Origin of the sequence: Rahnella sp. PD4, from assembly GCF_049199325.1 — a bacterium.
GTDB lineage: Bacteria > Pseudomonadota > Gammaproteobacteria > Enterobacterales > Enterobacteriaceae > Rahnella > Rahnella perminowiae.
The window spans coordinates 228879-247758 of record NZ_JBLZQF010000007.1; the positions used below are offsets into that span (position 1 = coordinate 228879).

At 52.6% G+C, this 18880-nt stretch carries 17 protein-coding genes and 1 riboswitch; of the genes, 5 read left to right on the forward strand and 12 right to left on the reverse strand.

Going from position 1 to position 18880, the window contains the following annotated elements:
* The first annotated feature begins 28 nt into the window (after window positions 1-28).
* Complete coding sequence (locus tag ACOZIO_RS18215) at window positions 29-1216, forward strand: ROK family transcriptional regulator (RefSeq protein WP_129954830.1); 1188 nt, start codon at window positions 29-31, stop codon at window positions 1214-1216.
* Between the two features lie 99 nt (window positions 1217-1315).
* Window positions 1316-1825: a zinc uptake transcriptional repressor Zur gene (gene zur, locus ACOZIO_RS18220; protein ID WP_129954862.1), complete on the forward strand. Its 510-nt coding sequence runs from the start codon at window positions 1316-1318 to the stop codon at window positions 1823-1825.
* Between the two features lie 151 nt (window positions 1826-1976).
* Here zur and ACOZIO_RS18225 read toward each other — a convergent pair whose 3' ends face one another.
* The 4 genes from ACOZIO_RS18225 to ACOZIO_RS18240 all read right to left on the reverse strand — a co-directional run bounded on the left by ACOZIO_RS18225 (window position 1977) and on the right by ACOZIO_RS18240 (window position 5119).
* Window positions 1977-2186 (reverse strand): CsbD family protein, encoded by a 210-nt coding sequence (locus ACOZIO_RS18225; RefSeq protein WP_013577368.1) that lies wholly within the window; start codon window positions 2184-2186, stop codon window positions 1977-1979.
* 189 nt (window positions 2187-2375) lie between these two features.
* Complete coding sequence (gene dinF / locus ACOZIO_RS18230) at window positions 2376-3740, reverse strand: MATE family efflux transporter DinF (protein WP_421595564.1); 1365 nt, start codon at window positions 3738-3740, stop codon at window positions 2376-2378.
* 282 nt (window positions 3741-4022) lie between these two features.
* Window positions 4023-4631: a transcriptional repressor LexA gene (gene lexA / locus ACOZIO_RS18235; RefSeq protein ID WP_129954832.1), complete on the reverse strand. Its 609-nt coding sequence runs from the start codon at window positions 4629-4631 to the stop codon at window positions 4023-4025.
* A gap of 119 nt (window positions 4632-4750) precedes the next feature.
* The gene (locus ACOZIO_RS18240; protein ID WP_129954833.1) at window positions 4751-5119 is read right to left on the reverse strand and encodes a diacylglycerol kinase; all 369 of its coding nucleotides are present in this window, start codon (window positions 5117-5119) and stop codon (window positions 4751-4753) included.
* Between the two features lie 235 nt (window positions 5120-5354).
* On the opposite strand from ACOZIO_RS18240, the gene plsB reads away from it, so the two are divergent.
* Complete coding sequence (gene plsB / locus ACOZIO_RS18245) at window positions 5355-7838, forward strand: glycerol-3-phosphate 1-O-acyltransferase PlsB (RefSeq protein ID WP_129954834.1); 2484 nt, start codon at window positions 5355-5357, stop codon at window positions 7836-7838.
* A 99-nt stretch (window positions 7839-7937) separates the two neighbouring features.
* Here the strand turns inward: plsB and ubiA are convergent, their stop codons facing one another.
* The 4 genes from ubiA to pgi all read right to left on the reverse strand — a co-directional run bounded on the left by ubiA (window position 7938) and on the right by pgi (window position 11780).
* On the reverse strand, window positions 7938-8804 hold the full coding sequence (gene ubiA, locus ACOZIO_RS18250; protein ID WP_205951617.1) for a 4-hydroxybenzoate octaprenyltransferase: 867 nt from the start codon (window positions 8802-8804) through the stop codon (window positions 7938-7940).
* Window positions 8805-8845: 41 nt separating this feature from the next.
* Window positions 8846-9385 carry a chorismate lyase gene (gene ubiC / locus ACOZIO_RS18255; protein WP_129954836.1) on the reverse strand — a complete coding sequence of 180 codons (540 nt, stop codon included), beginning with the start codon at window positions 9383-9385 and terminating at the stop codon, window positions 8846-8848.
* Between the two features lie 89 nt (window positions 9386-9474).
* A complete protein-coding gene (psiE, locus tag ACOZIO_RS18260) occupies window positions 9475-9882 on the reverse strand; it encodes a phosphate-starvation-inducible protein PsiE (RefSeq protein WP_129954837.1) in 408 nt (135 codons plus the stop codon).
* Between the two features lie 251 nt (window positions 9883-10133).
* Complete coding sequence (pgi, locus tag ACOZIO_RS18265; protein WP_129991931.1) at window positions 10134-11780, reverse strand: glucose-6-phosphate isomerase; 1647 nt, start codon at window positions 11778-11780, stop codon at window positions 10134-10136.
* Window positions 11781-12008: 228 nt separating this feature from the next.
* Window positions 12009-12199: riboswitch (Lysine riboswitch) on the forward strand.
* A gap of 106 nt (window positions 12200-12305) precedes the next feature.
* Between pgi and lysC the strand changes: the two genes are divergently transcribed.
* Both lysC and panS read left to right on the forward strand, forming a co-directional pair.
* Complete coding sequence (lysC, locus tag ACOZIO_RS18270) at window positions 12306-13694, forward strand: lysine-sensitive aspartokinase 3 (RefSeq protein WP_129991930.1); 1389 nt, start codon at window positions 12306-12308, stop codon at window positions 13692-13694.
* A 93-nt stretch (window positions 13695-13787) separates the two neighbouring features.
* Window positions 13788-14705 carry a ketopantoate/pantoate/pantothenate transporter PanS gene (gene panS, locus ACOZIO_RS18275; protein ID WP_129954840.1) on the forward strand — a complete coding sequence of 306 codons (918 nt, stop codon included), beginning with the start codon at window positions 13788-13790 and terminating at the stop codon, window positions 14703-14705.
* A 66-nt stretch (window positions 14706-14771) separates the two neighbouring features.
* Here the strand turns inward: panS and ACOZIO_RS18280 are convergent, their stop codons facing one another.
* The 4 genes from ACOZIO_RS18280 to ACOZIO_RS18295 are packed head-to-tail and all read right to left on the reverse strand — an operon-like array spanning window position 14772 to window position 18873.
* Complete coding sequence (locus ACOZIO_RS18280) at window positions 14772-16424, reverse strand: Na/Pi cotransporter family protein (protein ID WP_129991929.1); 1653 nt, start codon at window positions 16422-16424, stop codon at window positions 14772-14774.
* Window positions 16425-16439: 15 nt separating this feature from the next.
* Complete coding sequence (locus ACOZIO_RS18285; protein WP_129954841.1) at window positions 16440-17096, reverse strand: HAD family hydrolase; 657 nt, start codon at window positions 17094-17096, stop codon at window positions 16440-16442.
* The gene (locus ACOZIO_RS18290) at window positions 17093-18085 is read right to left on the reverse strand and encodes an ABC transporter ATP-binding protein (RefSeq protein ID WP_217138122.1); all 993 of its coding nucleotides are present in this window, start codon (window positions 18083-18085) and stop codon (window positions 17093-17095) included. Before ACOZIO_RS18290 ends, ACOZIO_RS18285 begins: the two co-directional genes overlap by 4 nt.
* Before the next feature lie 2 nt (window positions 18086-18087).
* Complete coding sequence (locus tag ACOZIO_RS18295) at window positions 18088-18873, reverse strand: ABC transporter permease (RefSeq protein WP_129954843.1); 786 nt, start codon at window positions 18871-18873, stop codon at window positions 18088-18090.
* Window positions 18874-18880 lie beyond the last annotated feature (7 nt).

Genomic DNA, 18880 nt, shown 5'->3' on the forward strand with positions numbered 1-18880 from the left:
ACGCAATTCAGTAAACGGGGTTTAGTAAATGTCGGTAACCGGATTGAATAATCTGCGGCTGCGTCAGTTCAATAAGCAGGTGCTGATGACGTTGCTATATCGCGAGAAAAATGCCAGTAAATCCACGCTGGCCAGGCTTTCCCGTCTGTCGATCCCGGCCGTCAGTAAGATCCTCGACGATCTGCAAAATGATGGCTTAATCATCCACAGTCCGGTCAATTTACACTCGCGCGGGCTGGGCGGCGGAAGTTACCAGATAGCCACCGACGGCAGCGCCGTGCTGTGCCTGAATATCACGCCTTACCGCATCGAAAGTATTCTGGTCAGCAGACTCGTTTTACCGCTGAGTGACTATCAAATGACGGAGATTTCGGTCAGAACGCCGGATGCACTGCTGACGCAAATCGAAGCCTGCTTTCATCAGTACAAAAAAAGCTATCCCGGACTGAAAATCCGGCTGGCACTGGCGATCCACGGGCAGGTTAATCCGACTACCGGCGTATCACAGCGGATGCCGCAGGCACCCTGGACCGGTGAAATTGAGATTAAGTATCTTCTGGAAGAAAAGTTGCAAACTGACATCCTGATGGACAATGACTGCATCATGCTGGCGCTGGCGGAGAAATGGCAAGGCATTAATTATCATCAGGATTTTTGTGTAATTAATGTCGATTACGGCATCGGTTCTTCCTTCGTGATTAACCAGCAAATTTATCGCGGTAATCTGTTTGGCAGCGGACAAATCGGCCATACCATCATTGATCCCCAAGGCGACCGGTGCGCCTGCGGACGATATGGTTGCCTCGAAACGCTGGCCTCATTGTCAGCATTAAAGAAAAAGGCCCGTCAGCTTGAGCCTGCGGATCCGGCAAGGAGAACGCCTTCAACACAGGAACTGATCGACCGCTATCATCGGGGTGAAAGTGCCATTTGCGAGCAGGTTATGGAAGGTGCCCGCGCGCTGGGGCTGAGTCTGTATAACTTTCTTAACATTCTGAATATCAATCACATTTATCTTTATGGCCGCAGTTGTGGTTTTGGCGATGCCTGGCTGAAAACCGTCTGCGGACAAAGCGGCCTCAATCCCTTTGATCGTATCGATCACGTCAAAATTCAGGCTACGCATATTGCACCGGGAATACTGAGCCGGGAGCAGCAGATTATGGGTATCGGATATCTGTATGTGGAAAAGGCGCTGGATGCGATGGCAGGTTGAATGGCGCATAATTCGTCGTTTTGGTGCAAGCATGGTAAAATCATCACGGGTCGCATGATGTGGCCTCTTTATTCCAATCTGCGCTCAGAGACCGTTGCCATGACCCTGAATAACCCGGAAAAATTACTTTCACAAGCTGAAGAGCTTTGCCAGCAGCGCAATGTTCGCCTGACCCCGCAGCGGCTGGAAGTACTGCGTCTGATGACGCAACAACCCGGTGCGATCAGCGCCTATGATTTGCTGGATCTGTTGCGTGTGAGCGAACCTCAGGCGAAACCGCCAACGGTTTACCGGGCGCTGGATTTTCTGCTGGAACAGGGGTTTATTCACCGCGTTGAATCTGCAAATAGTTATGTTCTCTGCCATCATTTTGAAGAGCCAAGCCATACTTCTGCGCTGTTTATCTGTGACCGCTGTGGGCTGGTCACCGAAAAAACCACCGATGGCATCGAAGAACGCCTGGCAAAACTGGCAATGGAATCCGGCTTTGATCTTCGCCATTCTGTGGTGGAAGCGCATGGATTATGTGCAGAATGTAAAGTAGTGGAAACCTGTGACAGCCATGACCGGTGTGATCACGACCACAGTATAGTGGTGAAAAAACGCTGAGAGATGAAGGTGTTACAGCAGAGGAACTGAAAGACTGCGGGAAGATGAAATGCAAAGGTTGGGTACTTCCGTGTACCCGTATCCTGAATTGTTCCGGGTAGGAGCAGCATTTTTCAGGATACGTCACTGATATGCGAGGGGGAGTCGCATGTTACCAGTGATATTTATTTTTGGTTTCCCATTCATTGAGCTCTTTCTCGGCCTGATCTTTCTGATAGCCATAGCGCTCCTGAATTTTACCCACTAACTGATCACGTTTACCTTCAACCACTGTCAGGTCATCATCAGTCAATTTACCCCATTGTTCTTTCACTTTCCCTTTGAACTGTTTCCAGTTACCGTCGGCTTGATCCTTATTCATAATAATATCTCCTGTTACCTTGGGTTTTGTGAACTGCATTTCTGGCTTGCAGTTCGTCCTTAACACTTCAAAGGTTAGTAGAGAATCTCGATTAATCCTCCTGAAACAGAGATAAAACCCGTTATTAGGATTAATCCAAAGCAGGAAATAACGCCAGGACGGGGTTTATTCCTTTGAAAAGCATACAAATCAGTCCGCATGAAGCGAAAACCAGGTGTCGTGCCGCCAGTAACGGCGCCAAATCCAGCCAAGGGATAATCCCCGCATCCCCAGGAAAACCGTCAATGCCAGCCACAAGGCATGGTTGCCCAACAGCGGTAAGCTGGAAAGCGTCAGCCCGTATCCTATCGCCGCCACGACCATACTGTTACGCATATCCCGCCCGCGCGTGGCACCGATAAACATGCCATCCAGTAAATAACACCAGACAGCTACCAGCGGCAGGATGATTTGCCAGCCCAGATAATGGTCCGCCAGTTCGCGTAACTCAGGTAATGACGTCAGCGCATCAATGATCGCCCCGCCTGCAAGCGCATAAATCAGGGCAAAAATCAGGGCAACCAGCCCGGCCTGACGGCACGCGGCATGCCAGACATCCAGCAATTTCTGGCGATTCCGGGCACCGAATGCTTCACCGGAATGCGCTTCGATAGCATAGGCAAAACCGTCCAGCGCAAAAGCGGTGAAGGTCAGCAGGTTCATCAGCACCGCATTCACCGCCACGATGTGGCTGCCAAGCCGTGCGCCGAGAACGGTCAGTGAGGCAAAGCAAAGCTGAAGCAGAAGTGAACGCAACATAATGTCGCGGTTAAGCCCCAGCAGACGGCGCAGGTTACCACGCCAGGCCGAGGTGATTTGTGCGCCGGTTATACCCCGTTGCTTCATTACCCGCCAGACAAAGTACAGCCCGATAAATAGCGTGAAATACTCGGAACTTGCCGTCGCCATGGCAGCACCACGCACATTCCAGCCCAGCCCCATCACCAGCCACAGATCCAGAATGATATTCAGCAGATTCCCGGCAATCAGCAAAATCACCGGCCCGCGAACATACTGAATGCCCAACAGCCAGCCAAGGATCACCAGATTCGCCAGTGAAGCCGGGGCACTGAACCAGCGAATTTCGATAAACAGCCTCGCCTGTTCAAGCACCGGTTGGCTGCCCCCGACGATATGAAACGCCTGTTCCATCAGGGGGTGCCGGAACAACACTATGGTGAGACCAGACAATACGGCCAGCAGAAAGGGTTGTACGAAAGCGCGCGCCAGCAACCGGTTATCATTCGCGCCCAGCGCCTGAGCGGTCATGCCGGTGGTACTCATCCGTAAAAAAAGTAAGAGCATAAAGAGGAAAGTCGTGATCATCGAACCCACAGCCACTCCGCCGAGATAATCCGGGCTGTCGAGATGACCGATCACCGCCGTATCCACAAGCCCGAGAAGAGGCACCGTGATATTTGAAAAAATCATCGGCAATGCCAGCCTCCAGAGCGCCTTATCGGGGGGGCTTAAAAAGGTGTTTTTGAGTGTTTGTCGCAGGGAATGATGTTGCATAGAGAATCTCATGCCGGAGGTTCAGGTTATGCCTGTAAGTGACATCGCCCCGGAAGGGGCGACGAGATGAAACGTTAAAGCTTAGCGGTATGTCAGAGGCGGCTAACGAACCCGCAAATCAACAATATGACCATTGGGATCAAGAATTTGACCCAGTAATATCTGACCGAGTCATTCGAGTTGCAGGAAGGCGGCAAGTAAAAAAATCCCGATGAGCTGACAGGAGTCAGTGATTCGGGTGAACGCACGCAGCCAACGCATCTGCAGCCCGAAATACGAAGGTCAGATCCAGTCACCGTTGCGGATGACGCCTACGGCTAGCCCTTCAATGCTGAAATTCTGCTCACGTAAATCAACTACGATCGGCTGGAAATCGCTGTTTTCAGGCAATAACTGCACCACACTGCCCTGTTTTTTCAGACGTTTCACGGTGACTTCATCGTCTATACGGGCCACAACAACCTGTCCATTACGCACGTCTTGCGTTTTATGTACAGCCAGCAGATCGCCATCAAGAATACCGATATCACGCATCGACATACCGCTGACACGCAGCAGGAAATCGGCACTCGGCTTAAACATGGCCGGATCGACCTGATAGTGTCCTTCAATATGTTGCTGGGCCAGCAACGGCTCACCGGCAGCAACCCGGCCGATCAGCGGTAAACCCTCTTCTTCTTCCATCAGCAAACGAATGCCACGTGATGCGCCGGAAACAATCTCAATAACACCCTTACGCGCCAGCGCTTTGAGATGCTCTTCCGCCGCATTGGGGGAACGGAACCCCAGACGTGATGCAATCTCTGCGCGGGTGGGTGGCATACCGGTGGTGGAGATATGATCGCGAATAAGGTCGTAGACCTCTTGTTGTCTGGTCGTTAAAGCTTTCATTCCGCCCCCTGGTTGTTTATACAGTCTTGCTGTGAGTATATACAGCTAAACGATCAATGAAAACCTAAGATTGAATAAAAACAGGGCATAACGTTGATTCCTGGAATGCAGATTCCAAATCAGAACCATCGTGGCCAAAAGATGCTGACCCAGACAAAAAACGCCAATATGATGGTCAGAAGTACGGCAGCCGAGCCGATATCTTTTGCACGACCTGAAAGTACGTGAAACTCAGATCCGATACGGTCTATCGCGCATTCTACCGCGCTGTTGAGCAGTTCAGTGACACAGACCAAAACAACGGATCCCACCAGCAGAATGCGTTCTACGGGGCTGACATCAAACCAAAAAGATAACAAAATTAACGGAATAGCGACGCTGGCTTCCTGGCGAAAGGCCGCTTCATTTTGCCATGCCGCTTTCAGCCCTTTCCAGGAATAGCCAGCTGCTTTATAAATTCGGGTAAATCCAGTGACTTGGTTAGCCATTTCTTTTACTGATCCTTAGAGAATTTGCCGCACTTTATACCCCAAATAGTCGGGGTGCAGAAAGGCGGTAAAGAAGTGAATCCTGATGAGCTTACATGAGTAAGTGATTCGGGTGAACGTCTTAAGCCAACACCCCTGCGGCTTGAAATAAGAAGGGTATTGCATCACCACAGATCTCATCTGAGCTTTCTGGTATCCTTGCGGCGAAATGGCTAACAAGAGGCTTCACGTTTTTATGTCAGGTTGGCGTAGACTTTATTACACATTATTGAATTTACCGCTCTCATTGCTGGTAAAGAGCAAGGTCATACCTTCAGATCCGGTTACCGAGTTGCATTTAGACCCGACGCGGCCGATTTTGTATGTATTGCCCTATAATTCCAAAGCCGATTTGCTGACGTTGCGTGCGCAATGTCTGGCACAGAATCTGCCTGATCCCCTTATTCCGCTGGAAATTGACGGAACCCTGCTGCCAAGCCATGTCTTTATTGCTGAAGGTCCGCGCGTATTCTCTTATTACACGCCGAAGCAGGAATCCGTAAAGCTGTTCCACGACTACCTTGATTTGCACCGCAATAACCCGGATTTAGACATTCAGATGTTGCCGGTGTCGGTGATGTTTGGTCGGGCACCGGGCCGTGAAGGTCAGGATGACACGCCACATCTGCGCGTACTGAATGGCATCCAGAAATTCTTCGCTGTGCTTTGGCTGGGGCGGGACAGTTTTGTCCGCTTCTCCAATACCGTTTCCCTGCGTTATATGGCGACGGAACACGGCACAGATAAAACCATTGCTCAAAAGCTGGCACGTGTGGCGCGGATGCACTTCTCCCGTCAACGTCTGGCCGCCGTTGGCCCACGTCTTCCGGCACGTCAGGACTTGTTCAACAAATTGCTGTCCTCAAAAGCCATTGAAAAAGCGATTGAAGACGAAGCCCGCAGCAAGAAAATTTCCCACGAAAAAGCTCAGCAAAATGCCATCGCCCTGATGGAAGAGATTGCCGCTGACTTCTCTTATGAAGCCGTGCGCCTCTCTGATCGCGTACTGAGCTGGACGTGGAACCGTTTGTACAAAGGCATCAATGTTAATAATGCTGAGCGTGTACGCCAGCTGGCGCTGGACGGTCAGGAAATTGTGTATGTGCCCTGCCACCGCAGCCACATGGACTATCTGCTTCTGTCTTACGTGCTCTATCATCAGGGGCTGGTACCGCCGCATATTGCCGCTGGCATCAACCTGAATTTCTGGCCAGCAGGCCCGATTTTCCGCCGTCTGGGCGCGTTCTTTATCCGTCGAACCTTCAAAGGCAACAAGCTCTATTCAACGGTGTTCCGTGAATATCTGGGCGAACTATTCAGCCGTGGTTATTCGGTGGAATACTTTGTGGAAGGGGGGCGTTCGCGAACCGGACGCCTGCTGGAGCCGAAAACCGGTACGCTGGCCATGACTATTCAGGCCATGTTGCGCGGTGGTTCACGCCCGATCACGCTGGTGCCAATTTACATCGGTTATGAGCACGTCATGGAAGTGGGCACCTATGCCAAAGAATTGCGCGGTGCGACTAAAGAGAAAGAAAGCCTGACGCAAATGCTTAACGGCTTGCGCAAGCTGCGCAATCTCGGCCAGGGTTATGTGAACTTTGGTGAACCGCTGCATCTGACCACTTACCTGAACCAGAATGTGCCGACCTGGCGTGAAGCCATCGACCCGATCGAAGCACAACGTCCTAGCTGGCTGACGCCAACGGTACAGGACTTAGCAGAACAGATCATGGTGCGTATCAACAATTCAGCGGCTGCCAATGCCATGAACTTGTGTTGTACCGCACTGCTGGCCTCACGCCAGCGTTCACTGACCCGCGAACAGCTGACCGAGCAAATAGACTGCTACCTGCAATTACTGCGTAACGTACCTTACAACGCGGATTCAACGGTGCCGGATCTGACTGCCGATCAGTTGCTCGATCACGCGCTGAACATGAACAAGTTCCAGGTTGAGAAAGACAACATTGGCGACATCATCGTACTGCCGCGCGAACAGGCCGTTCTGATGACATACTACCGCAACAACATCCATCATATGCTGGTGTTGCCGTCGCTGATTTCAAGCATTGTGATGCATCACCGTCAGGTCAGCCGCGCGGAATTACTGCGTCAGGTCGAACTGATTTATCCGATGCTCAAAGCCGAATTGTTTATGCATTTCGAGACGTCTGAGCTGCCACAGGTACTGGATGTTTTGACGCTGGAACTGGCACGTCAGCAAATCATTCATCTTGAAGATGATGAACTGACCCTTAATCCGGCGCGGATCCGTACCCTGCAACTGCTGGCGGCCGGTGTACGTGAAACGCTGCAACGCTACGCGATCACCTTCTCCCTGCTCACCAATAACCCAAGTATCAACCGTGGTGCGCTGGAAAAAGAGAGCCGGATTATGGCGCAGCGTTTGTCCGTACTGCACGGTATCAATGCCCCTGAATTCTTCGATAAAGCCGTTTTCTCGACGCTGGTCGGTACACTTCGCGCTGAAGGCTATATCAGTGACAGCGGTGATGCCATTCAGGAACAAACACGTGAAATTTATCTCATGCTCAGTGATCTGATGACATCAGACATCAAGCTGACCATTGAGAGTGCGGGTATGCCGTCTGATTTGCCGCAACCGACTGCCCCTCCGGCGGAGCCGAAGCTGGATGTGCGCGATACCAATCATTAACCGCCATTAGCGCCAGCCAGTGCTGGCTGCATAAAAACGCCCGGACTCTTTACGGAGGCCGGGCGTTTTTTTATGGGCGTTGAATCAGTTCAGGAATATTTACAACGTGAACCCTGACAGGCTCATCAGAATGCCGAGGAACAGCACCAGCCCGACATAATTGTTCTGGCGGAAAGCCAGGAAACAGGCATCACGTTCACGTTTGGCAATCAGCTTCTGCTGATGTACAAACAGCGCAGCAGCCAGCAGCAGCGACCAGTAAAACGGTGCACCGAGCTGGGAAAGATGGCCGACAATGCCCATCAGAACCAGCGTTGCCAGTTGCAACAGGCCGATGATCAGCGTGTCAAAACGTCCGAACAAAATCGCTGTCGATTTCACGCCGATCTTCACATCATCGTCACGATCGACCATCGCGTATTGCGTATCGTAAGCCACCGTCCAGCAGATATTTGCCACGAACATTAACCAGCAACTGAGCGGCACACTTTCGCTCACCGCCGCATAAGCCATCGGGATAGCCCAGCCAAACGCTGCGCCTAAAACGACCTGAGGCAGATGACTGACGCGCTTCATAAACGGGTAAATCCATGCCAGCGCCAGTCCGGCCAGAGACAGTAAAATGGTCATGCGGTTAAGCAGCAGAACCAGCAGGAATGACACCAGCACCAGTCCGACGAATAATATTTTCGCCTGCTTGCCAGTGATCGCCCCGCTCGGCAATGGCCGTTGAGCGGTACGTTTTACATGACCATCAAATTTGCGATCGGCGTAGTCATTCACTACGCAACCGGCGGCACGCATGAAAAACACGCCCAGCACGAAGACCAGCAAAATCTTCGCAGAGGGCATTCCGCCACCGGCTACCCACAGTGCCCATAACGTTGGCCACAACAGCAACAATGAGCCGATCGGCTTATCAATACGCATCAGGCGGCAGTAATCACGCCATGTGCCCTGAGTCATACTTCCTGACACTCTTTGTTCTCCTGCTTGGTTAGTCTGACTCATTCCTGCTCCGCCTGACTTTGCGGACGATGAACCGGTGAGTCCGGTAGGAAAATTTCGGTCAACAACAGCGGCTTGTCAGACAAGCGCAGGCGGGAACGGCGTGCCCATAACTCGCCCTGCTCACTGTGTAATTGACCCAGATGGATATAATCACGGGACAGATTATTGCCACTGAACAGGTAGCGGCCCAGCGGCACAGTCCCTAAATCGACCAGTGCCAGATCTGGCCCGGTCAGTGTTTCTTCAGGAATGACCGTGCGCCCCAGCAGCCACGGTTGTGCGTCACCAAACAATACGATTTCCCGGATCCAGTAACGGGCGCTTTCCGGCAACTGCTGCGCCTCGCTTTCACCCAGCTCTTCGCGGCTGACAAAACATTCGTTTTGCGGTTTCACGGTGACGGTCACACCCTGTTTTTCAAACCGGCGGGTCATGGATCCCATTTCCATCAGCCAGTCAGCCACATCCGCAGGCACCTGCGAAGGATCGTCAAACCAGTGGATCGGGGATTTTTCGGTGGAATGGGAATCAGACATCAATAGCTCCGTAATGAAGGTGTTCATACCTCCAATGAATTATCTGCCTCACATTCTAGCGTATGAATGCGAGGCAGTAATTGCCTCATTTATTCGCGACGCAGACGTTCGCCATTGGCCAGGAACAGCGTCACAACCAGCACCAGGATGGCGCAGGCGTAAACCAATGTGTCGTAAGGACTTTTGTGATCAACGATGATCAAACGGATGATCGCGGTGATACCGATGTAAATAAAATAGCGTAAAGGGAAATGATAGCCCGATGAAAAATATTTAATTATCAGGGCAATAAACTCAAAATAGAGGAAGTAAATCACAATCCCCTCGATGAGCAGATACGAGGACGACTGATCGTTATTCACGAACAGCACCATTGCTAAGTGGTAGGTTTCACGCCCGATAAAAATCATCAGGATTGCGGCCAGTCCTAATAAGAATATGTTCAAAATTCGCTGCATAATGACGGATATCATTAATGCCCGCTTTGATCCTGCCATGTGATCTACATCCCACTTTTGTTATTAATACCCGCAGAATACCACAGAGTCAGCACAGGAAAAGCGCCATTAAAAAAGGGCCAGCCGGTGAAGGCTAACCCTTTTATTTTGACGTATAAAAACCTTAATGCCCTAAATCATTCGTGTTGCATCCAGGCGGCAACTGAATGAATCCCCGGGAGCATACACAAGTATGTGACCGGGGTTCATGAAGGCAGCCAACGCCGGGGCAGCGCGAAGGATAACGGGTATTAGCGCCAGTTTTTGAAGCGGTTGATCAGACCGTTAGTCGAACTGTCATGCCCGGTCACGTCTTTGTCATCTTCCAGTTCTGGCAGGATACGGTTTGCCAGCTGTTTGCCCAGTTCTACACCCCATTGGTCGAAGGTGTAGATGTTGAGGATCACGCCCTGAGTAAAGATTTTGTGTTCGTACATCGCGATCAACGCACCCAGGCTGTAAGGCGTGATTTCACGCAGCAGGATGGAGTTGGTCGGACGGTTCCCTTCGAACACTTTGAACGGCGCAACGTGTTTCACGTCTTCCGGTTTTTTGCCCTGATCGGCGAATTCTTTCTCGACAACGTCCAGAGATTTACCGAATGCCAGCGCTTCCGTCTGGGCGAAGAAGTTAGACAGCAGTTTCGCGTGGTGATCGCTCAGCGGGTTATGGCTGATGGCTGGCGCAATGAAGTCACAAGGGATGATTTTAGTCCCCTGGTGAATCAGCTGATAAAACGCATGCTGGCCGTTAGTGCCCGGCTCACCCCAGATGATCGGGCCCGTCTGGTAATCCACCGGATTACCGTTACGGTCAACGAACTTACCGTTAGATTCCATGTTGCCTTGCTGGAAGTAAGCGGCAAAACGGTGCATGTACTGGTCGTATGGCAGGATAGCTTCGGTTTCAGTGCCGTAGAAATCGTTATACCAGATGCCGATCAGTGCCAGCAGCACCGGCAGGTTTTTCTCAGCCGGCGTATTCGCGAAGTGTTTGTCCATTGCATGAGCACCGCTCAGCAATTGTTCGAAGTTATCGAACCCAACAGACAACGCGATAGACAGACCGATTGCTGACCACAGAGAGTAACGACCGCCGACCCAGTCCCAGAATTCGAACATGTTGTCGGTATCGATACCAAACTCGCTCACTGCTTTACCGTTGGTAGACAGCGCAGCGAAGTGTTTCGCCACGTGTTTGTTGTCGCCGGCAGTTTCCAGGAACCAGTCACGCGCGCTGTGGGCGTTGGTCATGGTTTCCTGTGTGGTGAAGGTTTTTGATGCCACCAGGAACAGCGTGGTTTCCGGAGACAAATCTTTCAGCGTTTCAGCGATATGCGTGCCATCTACGTTGGAGACGAAATGCATATTCAGATGATTTTTGTACGGACGCAGTGCTTCAGTCACCATGAACGGACCGAGGTCTGAACCGCCGATCCCGATGTTCACCACATCAGTGATGGCTTTGCCGGTATACCCTTTCCACTCGCCACCGATAACGCGCCCGGTGAAACCTTTAATTTTCGCCAGAACTGCGTTCACTTCCGGCATAACATCTTTGCCGTCCACGATGATTGGTGTGTTGCTGCGGTTACGCAGGGCTACGTGCAGAACAGCACGGTCTTCGGTGCGGTTGATCTTCTCGCCAGAGAACATCGATTTGATTGCGCCCTGAAGGTCAGTCTCTTTCGCCAGCGCCTGCAGTTTATCGAGCGTCTCTGCAGTGATACGGTTTTTAGAGAAATCGACCAGCATCTGGTCTTCAAACGTGGCAGAGAATTTGGAGAAACGATCACCATCTTCAGCAAACAGATGGCTAATCTGCACATCTTTCATCTTGTCGAAATGCTGCTGCAGGGCTTGCCAGGCAGCGGTCTGAGTTGGATTGATATTTTTCATAGCAATGCTCTTAGGCTGAGAATAAATATGAGGTAACTGTCCCGATTGTAGCCTGAAGTTCCCGGGAAGAGATGCCTTTTCTTGCGATAGGTCAGATCTGCTTAATCACAATGACAGAGAACAATATTAGATGAGAATCGCTCAAAATGTAGCGCATGCGCTGCCTGACCGTTGACAGACGGGCGATAAACGGCTATTCCTAAGCGCCTAACTCGCGCGCTCGGTGCGCGAGCCAGAAGAGGCGCGTCGCCCAGGCAGTGTATCGGAGGAGCCGAAATCCTACGAAGATACATCAGGGGGAGCGGCGCCGAGATCATAAGCCCGCGGCAGGCGAACGATCGACTACAGGGGCTGAATCCCCTGGGTTGTCACCGGAACACCCCGAAAGGGTGTCGGCTAGGTGGGGCGCTTCTGGGTGTATCGTAGTATCTCTACGCCTGCTCCCGTTTCCCGCTCTTCCCTTTGTGCCAATTCTTATGGAATCGATGGCCGTCATGGTATGACGACCCGGACACGAGGTTTTACATGAATCACGCAGTATCCCGCAACGCCAGTCAGCAGCCTTTGGGTAATGTCATCGTCGCCAAATTCGGCGGTACCAGCGTGGCGGATTTCGACGCAATGAACCGCAGCGCGGATATCGTGCTGTCGCGTCCTGAAGTACGTCTGGTTGTCCTCTCCGCCTCTGCGGGCGTCACCAATTTATTAGTCGAGCTGGCCGAAGGTAAAGAAACCGAACGACGGGTGTTCCTGCTTGATGAAATTCGACGCATCCAGAGCGCCATCATCGACCGCCTCGATAATCCGACAGTGATCCGCGAAGAAATCGGCCGCATGCTGGAAAATATCGCTATGTTGTCAGAAGCGGCGAGCCTGGCGACATCTACCGCGCTGACTGACGAACTGGTGAGCCATGGCGAACTGATGTCTACTCTGCTGTTTGTTGAAATCATTCGCCAGCGTAACGTGCCGGTGGAATGGTTCGACGTGCGTAAAATTATGCGCACCAATGATCGCTTTGGCCGGGCGGAGCCAGATACTCAGGCATTAAACGAGTTAACCGTTCAGCAGTTGCAACCGCGCTTGCAGGACGCTCTTGTGATCACACAAGGTTTTATCGGTTCTGAAGGCAAAGGGCGTACCACGACACTTGGCCGTGGTGGCAGCGATTATACCGCCGCATTGTTAGGCGAAGCGCTGAGCGTTTCCCGGGTGGATATCTGGACGGACGTACCGGGGATTTATACTACCGATCCACGTCTGGTGCCGGCGGCAAAACGTATTGACCGTATCGCATTTGAAGAAGCGGCTGAAATGGCGACTTTTGGTGCGAAAGTTCTGCATCCTGCAACGCTGCTGCCAGCGGTGCGCCGCGGTATTCCGGTGTTTGTAGGCTCGAGCAAGGACCCGTCAGGCGGTGGCACCCTGGTGTGTGATACCAGCGATAATCCGCCGCTGTTCCGCGCGATAGCCCTGCGCCGCAGACAAACGCTGGTCACGCTGCACAGCCTGAGCATGCTCCATTCACGCGGTTTCCTCGCCGAAGTGTTTGGCATTCTGGCTCGTCACAGCATCTCTGTTGATCTGATCACAACGTCCGAAGTCAGCGTCGCACTGACGCTGGATACCACCGGTTCCACATCCTCGGGTGACAGCCTGCTGACCACCTCGCTGCTGACAGAATTATCCTCACTGTGCCGCGTGGAAGTCGAAGAAAATCTGGCACTGATCGCGATTATCGGTAACAAACTGTCACAGGCCTGTGGCGTCGGCAAAGAAGTCTTCGGCGTACTGGATCCGTTCAATATCCGCATGATTTGCTACGGCGCAAGTAGCTACAATTTATGCTTCCTGGTGCCGGGCAACGATGCCGATCAGGTTGTTAAAACTCTACACCGCAACCTATTCGAATAAGGACGGGCGCGGTATCTGAGAAGACCGGGCCACGTGCCCGGTCTTTTTTTTGTCTGTACTTTTGCAAAACAACAAAGACAAGGATCATCCTCAATGTTAGCCATAATAACCCGCCTGTTCCCCTTGTGGGCCGTGCTGTTATCCGTCGCGGCCTACTATTCGCCCGGCACGTTTACGCCGATCGGCCCGCACGTTTCTACCCTGCTGATGCTGATCATGTTCGCGATGGGCGTCACTCTCGAATTCGGTGATTTCAAACGCGTACTTTCCCGGCCCGGCCCGGTTGCTGCCGCTACTTTCCTGCATTATCTGGTCATGCCGCTGGCGGCATGGGTACTGGCAAAGCTGTTCCATATGCCCGCAGATTTATCGGCGGGGATGATTCTGGTTGGCAGCGTGGCCAGCGGAACTGCTTCTAATGTCATGATTTATCTGGCGAAAGGTGACGTCGCGCTTTCCGTGACGATTTCTGCGGTTTCCACGCTGGTTGGCGTTTTCGCCACGCCATTGCTAACACGTCTGTATGTTGATACGCACATCAAGGTCGATGTGGAAGGCATGCTGTTGAGCATTTTGCAAATCGTCGTCATCCCGATTTTAGCCGGTCTGATTATTCATCATCTGTTCACGAAAACCGTAAAACGCATCGAACCGCTGCTGCCGCTTTTCTCAATGGTGTGCATTATCGCCATTATCAGCGCCGTCGTGGCAGGCAGTCAGGGCTTTATCGGTTCTGTGGGACTGATCGTGATTGTGGCGGTTATTCTGCACAACGGCATTGGTTTACTGAGCGGTTACTGGGGTGGAAAACTGTTTGGCTTTGACGAAACCACCTGTCGCACGCTGGCGATGGAAGTCGGCATGCAGAACTCAGGCTTAGCCGCGACGCTGGGGAAAATCTACTTCACCCCGCTGGCCGCACTGCCGGGTGCATTGTTCTCGGTCTGGCATAATCTTTCAGGTTCTTTGCTGGCCGGTTACTGGTCCGGCAAACCGGTCAAAAAAGACTGATGTCCAGACCGTAAAAAAACAGCAAAAAGAAACGGGCGCCTTCCTCAGCGCCCGTTTTTATTCGTACTACACCCGTTGCGCATCATCATTCGGTTCGCGCTGCTCGTCTTCCTGCTCATCCTGATCCAGCACGTTATACGCCACCGCACAGAACAGTGAGTTCAGACGTTTCATATCTCCCAGTAACCCGAGGTGGAGCGAACTGGTTTCAATACTCTGCACATTATGCTGATGCAAGCGATCAACATGGGCATGCGCGTAACGGCGGTCAAGAATGCGGAAGCGGTGTTTGGAACGTCGCAGACGGCGTGCGCTGGTGAGATCGTTTGACAGGAATACCCCCAAACTCAGACGCAGATTATCTTGTAATTTTTCATGTAAGGCATCCAGTTCCACCAAGCCTTCCGGCGAGAACGCGCGGCGCGTAGCGTGGGATTTGGCGGTGATATCGCCGGTCATACGTTCGATAATGTCACCGGCCTGTTCGAGGTTGAGCGCCATTTCGATAATTTCTGCCCAGCGGCGGGAGTCATCTTCGCCCAACCCTTCTTTATTGATTTGCGCCAGATACAGTTTGATGGCGGTGTACAACACATCAACGTCATCGTCGAGACGCCGCACTTCGCGATCCTGCGCCAGTTTACCGTGCATCACTTCCCGGTTGAGGATCAGCATATGTTCGACCACGTCGCCCATGCGCAAAGTCTCGCGGGCGGCATTGGCCAGCGCCAGCGTCGGTGTATCTATCGCGCTGACGTCAAGATGACGCGGGCGCAGACGCGGATCATCTTCCGGCACATCGGCAATCATCATCTGGCAAATCTTCGCCATCGGCGCAGTCAGCGGCACCATTGCCAGACAACGGATCAGGTTGTAGAACATGTGAAAATAAATCACCAGTTCCTCATCCGGGATCCCAAGCCGCGTCAGTTGGGTCGACAACGGTCCGACAAACGGCAGCACAATCACTAAACCAATCAGTTTAAACAACGTGCTGCCGAGCGCGACCCGGCGACCGGCAGCGTTCATTTTACTGGCGTTAATCATCGCCAGCAGCCCGCTGCCAAGATTGGCACCGATGACCAGACACAGCGATACTTTAAGCGAAATCACGCCGGTTGCGGCAAGGGTTGCGGTCAGCAACACAGCAGCCAGACTGGAATAACTGATGATGGCAAACACTGCGCCGGTCAGAGCATCGAGCAGTACATCACCCGTCAGTGAGGAGAATAAAACTTTCACGCCGGAGGCCTGCATGATCGGTGTTGCTGCGCCCACAATCAGTTCCAGCGCCAGTAAAATCAGACCCAGTCCGATACCGACGCGGCCCATTTGCCCGGCGCGGGTTTGTTTACGGCTGAGGAAGAATGCAACACCGACGAAAATCAGCAGCGGAGAAAGCCAGGAGAGATCGAAAGTCAGGATACGCGCCATCACGGCGGTCCCGACATCTGCACCGAGAATAATCACCAGTGCCGGCGCCAGTGCCACCAGCCCCTGCGATACAAACGACGTGACCAGCAGCGCGGTAGCATTACTGCTTTGCACCAGCGCAGTTACGCCAATCCCCGCCACAAACGCCAGCGGTTTTTTCTCGACACTGTTACTCAGAACACGGCGCAGATTGGCGCCAAAGACGCGCATGATGCCGGTACGCACGATGTGCGTACCCCATACGAGCAGAGAAATAGCAGACAACAGATGCAAAAGGGTTAACACGAAAAAACAGCTCCATTAACGCCAGGCATAGACCGGCCATCCTGCCTGCCGGGCGTGCTGGAGCAGGATGGCGTCCGGATTCACCACCACAGGCTGCCCAACGCGCGTCAGCAACGGCAGATCATTATGGGAATCCGAATAAAAACTGGCTGATTGCAACAGGGATTCGTCCTGATTGATGAGTTCAAGTAACCGCGAAACTTTGCCTTCGCGGTAGGTCATCGTCCCCTGTGTGGCGCCGGTAAAGCGCCCTTCTTTGATTTCAACACCAATCGCCAGCGTTTCATCAACACCGAGGAAACGGGCAATTGGCTGCACCAGATGTTCACCGGATGCGGAAATAATCACCGTCCGGTCGCCCTGTGCGCGGTGAGCAGCCAGACACTCACGCGCCTGCGCGTAAACACGCGGGGCAATCACATCCTGAATATAATTCGCGACCATTGCCGCGACATCACGTTGACGGCGGCCGGACAGCGGCACCAAAGTACAACGCATGTACTCCTGCATATCCATCTGGCCGGCAGCGTATTGCTGCATCAGTGCGGCATCTTGTTGCAGGAAAGCCTGTTCATCGGCCACCCAGCCATTGGCCACCATATAGGCTGACCACAAACTCGAACAGTCGCCGCTAATCAGGGTTTCATCGAGATCAAACAGCGCCAGTTTCATGCAACTTCCCGTAACGTAACAAGATCTAACTGTAGACCAATATCGCTGCCATCGGCACGAAGTGAGGCCACAGAGCGGTTTAAGACATCCACAGAAAGCTCAACGCCATGCGCTAAAACGCGATAACGCACGACGTTACCGAGCAGGCTGTGGCTGATAATTTTAGCCGGAATGCCTTCAGTCAGTTCACACATCGTGACCGACTCCGGCCGGATGGCGACGCGACCGGTATAACGTATGCCGGTCAGCGCCATCGCCTGTTCAGGGTTTAACAGATTGTAACTGCCGATAAAGCCTGCGGCGAACGCATCCACCGGTTCAGTATACAGGGTTTCGGCGTCAGCATTTTGGACGATTTGTCCTTTGTTCATCAGCACAATCCGATCGGACATGGTCAGCGCTTCTTCCTGATCGTGTGTCACGAAAATCGCCGTCAGGTTCATTTCACGCTGAATACGGCGGATTTGCTCACGCAAATGCTTACGGATACGGGCATCGAGCGCGGAAAGCGGTTCATCAAGCAACAACAGACGCGGCTGTGTGACCAGTGAACGCGCCAGCGCCACACGCTGACATTGGCCACCGGAAAGCTGATGCGGATAACGTTTGGCATAGTCGTTCATTTCCACCAGTTCCAGCACTTCACCGACGCGGCGATGCAACTCGGAAGCCGGTATCTTTTGCATTTTCAGGCCGAATGCGACATTAGCTTCCACGGTCATATTCGGGAACAACGCGTAACTCTGGAAGACCATACCTATACCGCGCTGCTGCGGCGGCAACGGCACAATATCCTGCCCCTGTATCAGAATTTTTCCGCTGTCCACCGACGTCAGCCCCGCGAGACAGCGAAGCAGTGTGGATTTCCCACAACCGCTGGGTCCCAGCAGCGTGACGAATTCACCCTCTTGTGCTGAAAAATCGATGTTGTTGAAAATTTGCGTCGGGCCGTAAGACTTATTGAGTTGAGTAACCTGTAAATACGACATAATCAGCGCTTTCCTTTGTTCAGGATGTTCGCCACCCAGGTGAAAATCAGGACGACCATGAAATAGGAGATGACCAGTGCGCTGGTAAAATGGCCGCTGCCATTGCGCATGTTATAGAGGTAAACCTGAACCGTTTCATAACGGCTGCCCGCCAGCAGGTTGGCGAATACAAATTCCCCGATCAGGAAGGAAAACGACAGCAGGACAGCAATCATTCCGCCTTTGCGTAAGTTCGGTAAAACCACCAGCAGTGCCGCTTTCCAGGTGCTGGCCCCGAGCAGGTGCGCGGCATCCATCAGATCACGCAGGTTGATCGCCTGCATGTTGTTGGAGATGGCGCGATAGATAAACGGCAGCGCGATGGTGAAGTAACAACCGATCAGGATCCACGGCGTGCCGGTCAGCGCCAGCGGTTCAGCGGAATAGAGTTGCATCAGACCGACCGACGACACCACGGGTGGCACGGCGAACGGCAGTAAGATCAGGATATTCATCAGCGCATCAAGCTTTGGAAAATAGTAAGCAATCACAAACATGAGTGGCAGGATCAGCACCAGCGACAGGAAAAGTGTGCCAAAACACACCAGCAGCGAGTGCCAGAGCGCAATCAGGAAACGCGGATCACTCCACAATTCCACCAGCCATTTGAGCGTAAAGCCGCTCGGCAATATAGTGGCACCCCATTCCAGCACCAGCGCATAGACCAGCGTCGCCAGCAGCGGCAACATCAGGACAATCAGTAAAATCCAGATCACCACACGGTGGTAAATCGCTTCAGAGCGCGACATTTTACGT

What these genes read in the sequence shown, in the direction of transcription:
- lexA (WP_129954832.1), bottom strand. Translation starts at nt 4,631, where the DNA reads ATGAAAGCTTTAACGACCAGACAACAAGAGGTCTACGACCTTATTCGC.
- dinF (WP_421595564.1), bottom strand. Translation starts at nt 3,740, where the DNA reads ATGCAACATCATTCCCTGCGACAAACACTCAAAAACACCTTTTTAAGC.
- ACOZIO_RS18215 (WP_129954830.1), top strand. Translation starts at nt 29, where the DNA reads ATGTCGGTAACCGGATTGAATAATCTGCGGCTGCGTCAGTTCAATAAG.
- ubiC (WP_129954836.1), bottom strand. Translation starts at nt 9,385, where the DNA reads ATGTCTGATTCCCATTCCACCGAAAAATCCCCGATCCACTGGTTTGAC.
- zur (WP_129954862.1), top strand. Translation starts at nt 1,316, where the DNA reads ATGACCCTGAATAACCCGGAAAAATTACTTTCACAAGCTGAAGAGCTT.
- ACOZIO_RS18295 (WP_129954843.1), bottom strand. Translation starts at nt 18,873, where the DNA reads ATGTCGCGCTCTGAAGCGATTTACCACCGTGTGGTGATCTGGATTTTA.
- pgi (WP_129991931.1), bottom strand. Translation starts at nt 11,780, where the DNA reads ATGAAAAATATCAATCCAACTCAGACCGCTGCCTGGCAAGCCCTGCAG.
- ACOZIO_RS18225 (WP_013577368.1), bottom strand. Translation starts at nt 2,186, where the DNA reads ATGAATAAGGATCAAGCCGACGGTAACTGGAAACAGTTCAAAGGGAAA.
- ACOZIO_RS18285 (WP_129954841.1), bottom strand. Translation starts at nt 17,096, where the DNA reads ATGAAACTGGCGCTGTTTGATCTCGATGAAACCCTGATTAGCGGCGAC.
- ACOZIO_RS18290 (WP_217138122.1), bottom strand. Translation starts at nt 18,085, where the DNA reads ATGTCGTATTTACAGGTTACTCAACTCAATAAGTCTTACGGCCCGACG.
- plsB (WP_129954834.1), top strand. Translation starts at nt 5,355, where the DNA reads ATGTCAGGTTGGCGTAGACTTTATTACACATTATTGAATTTACCGCTC.
- lysC (WP_129991930.1), top strand. Translation starts at nt 12,306, where the DNA reads ATGAATCACGCAGTATCCCGCAACGCCAGTCAGCAGCCTTTGGGTAAT.
- psiE (WP_129954837.1), bottom strand. Translation starts at nt 9,882, where the DNA reads ATGGCAGGATCAAAGCGGGCATTAATGATATCCGTCATTATGCAGCGA.
- panS (WP_129954840.1), top strand. Translation starts at nt 13,788, where the DNA reads ATGTTAGCCATAATAACCCGCCTGTTCCCCTTGTGGGCCGTGCTGTTA.
- ubiA (WP_205951617.1), bottom strand. Translation starts at nt 8,804, where the DNA reads ATGACTCAGGGCACATGGCGTGATTACTGCCGCCTGATGCGTATTGAT.
- ACOZIO_RS18240 (WP_129954833.1), bottom strand. Translation starts at nt 5,119, where the DNA reads ATGGCTAACCAAGTCACTGGATTTACCCGAATTTATAAAGCAGCTGGC.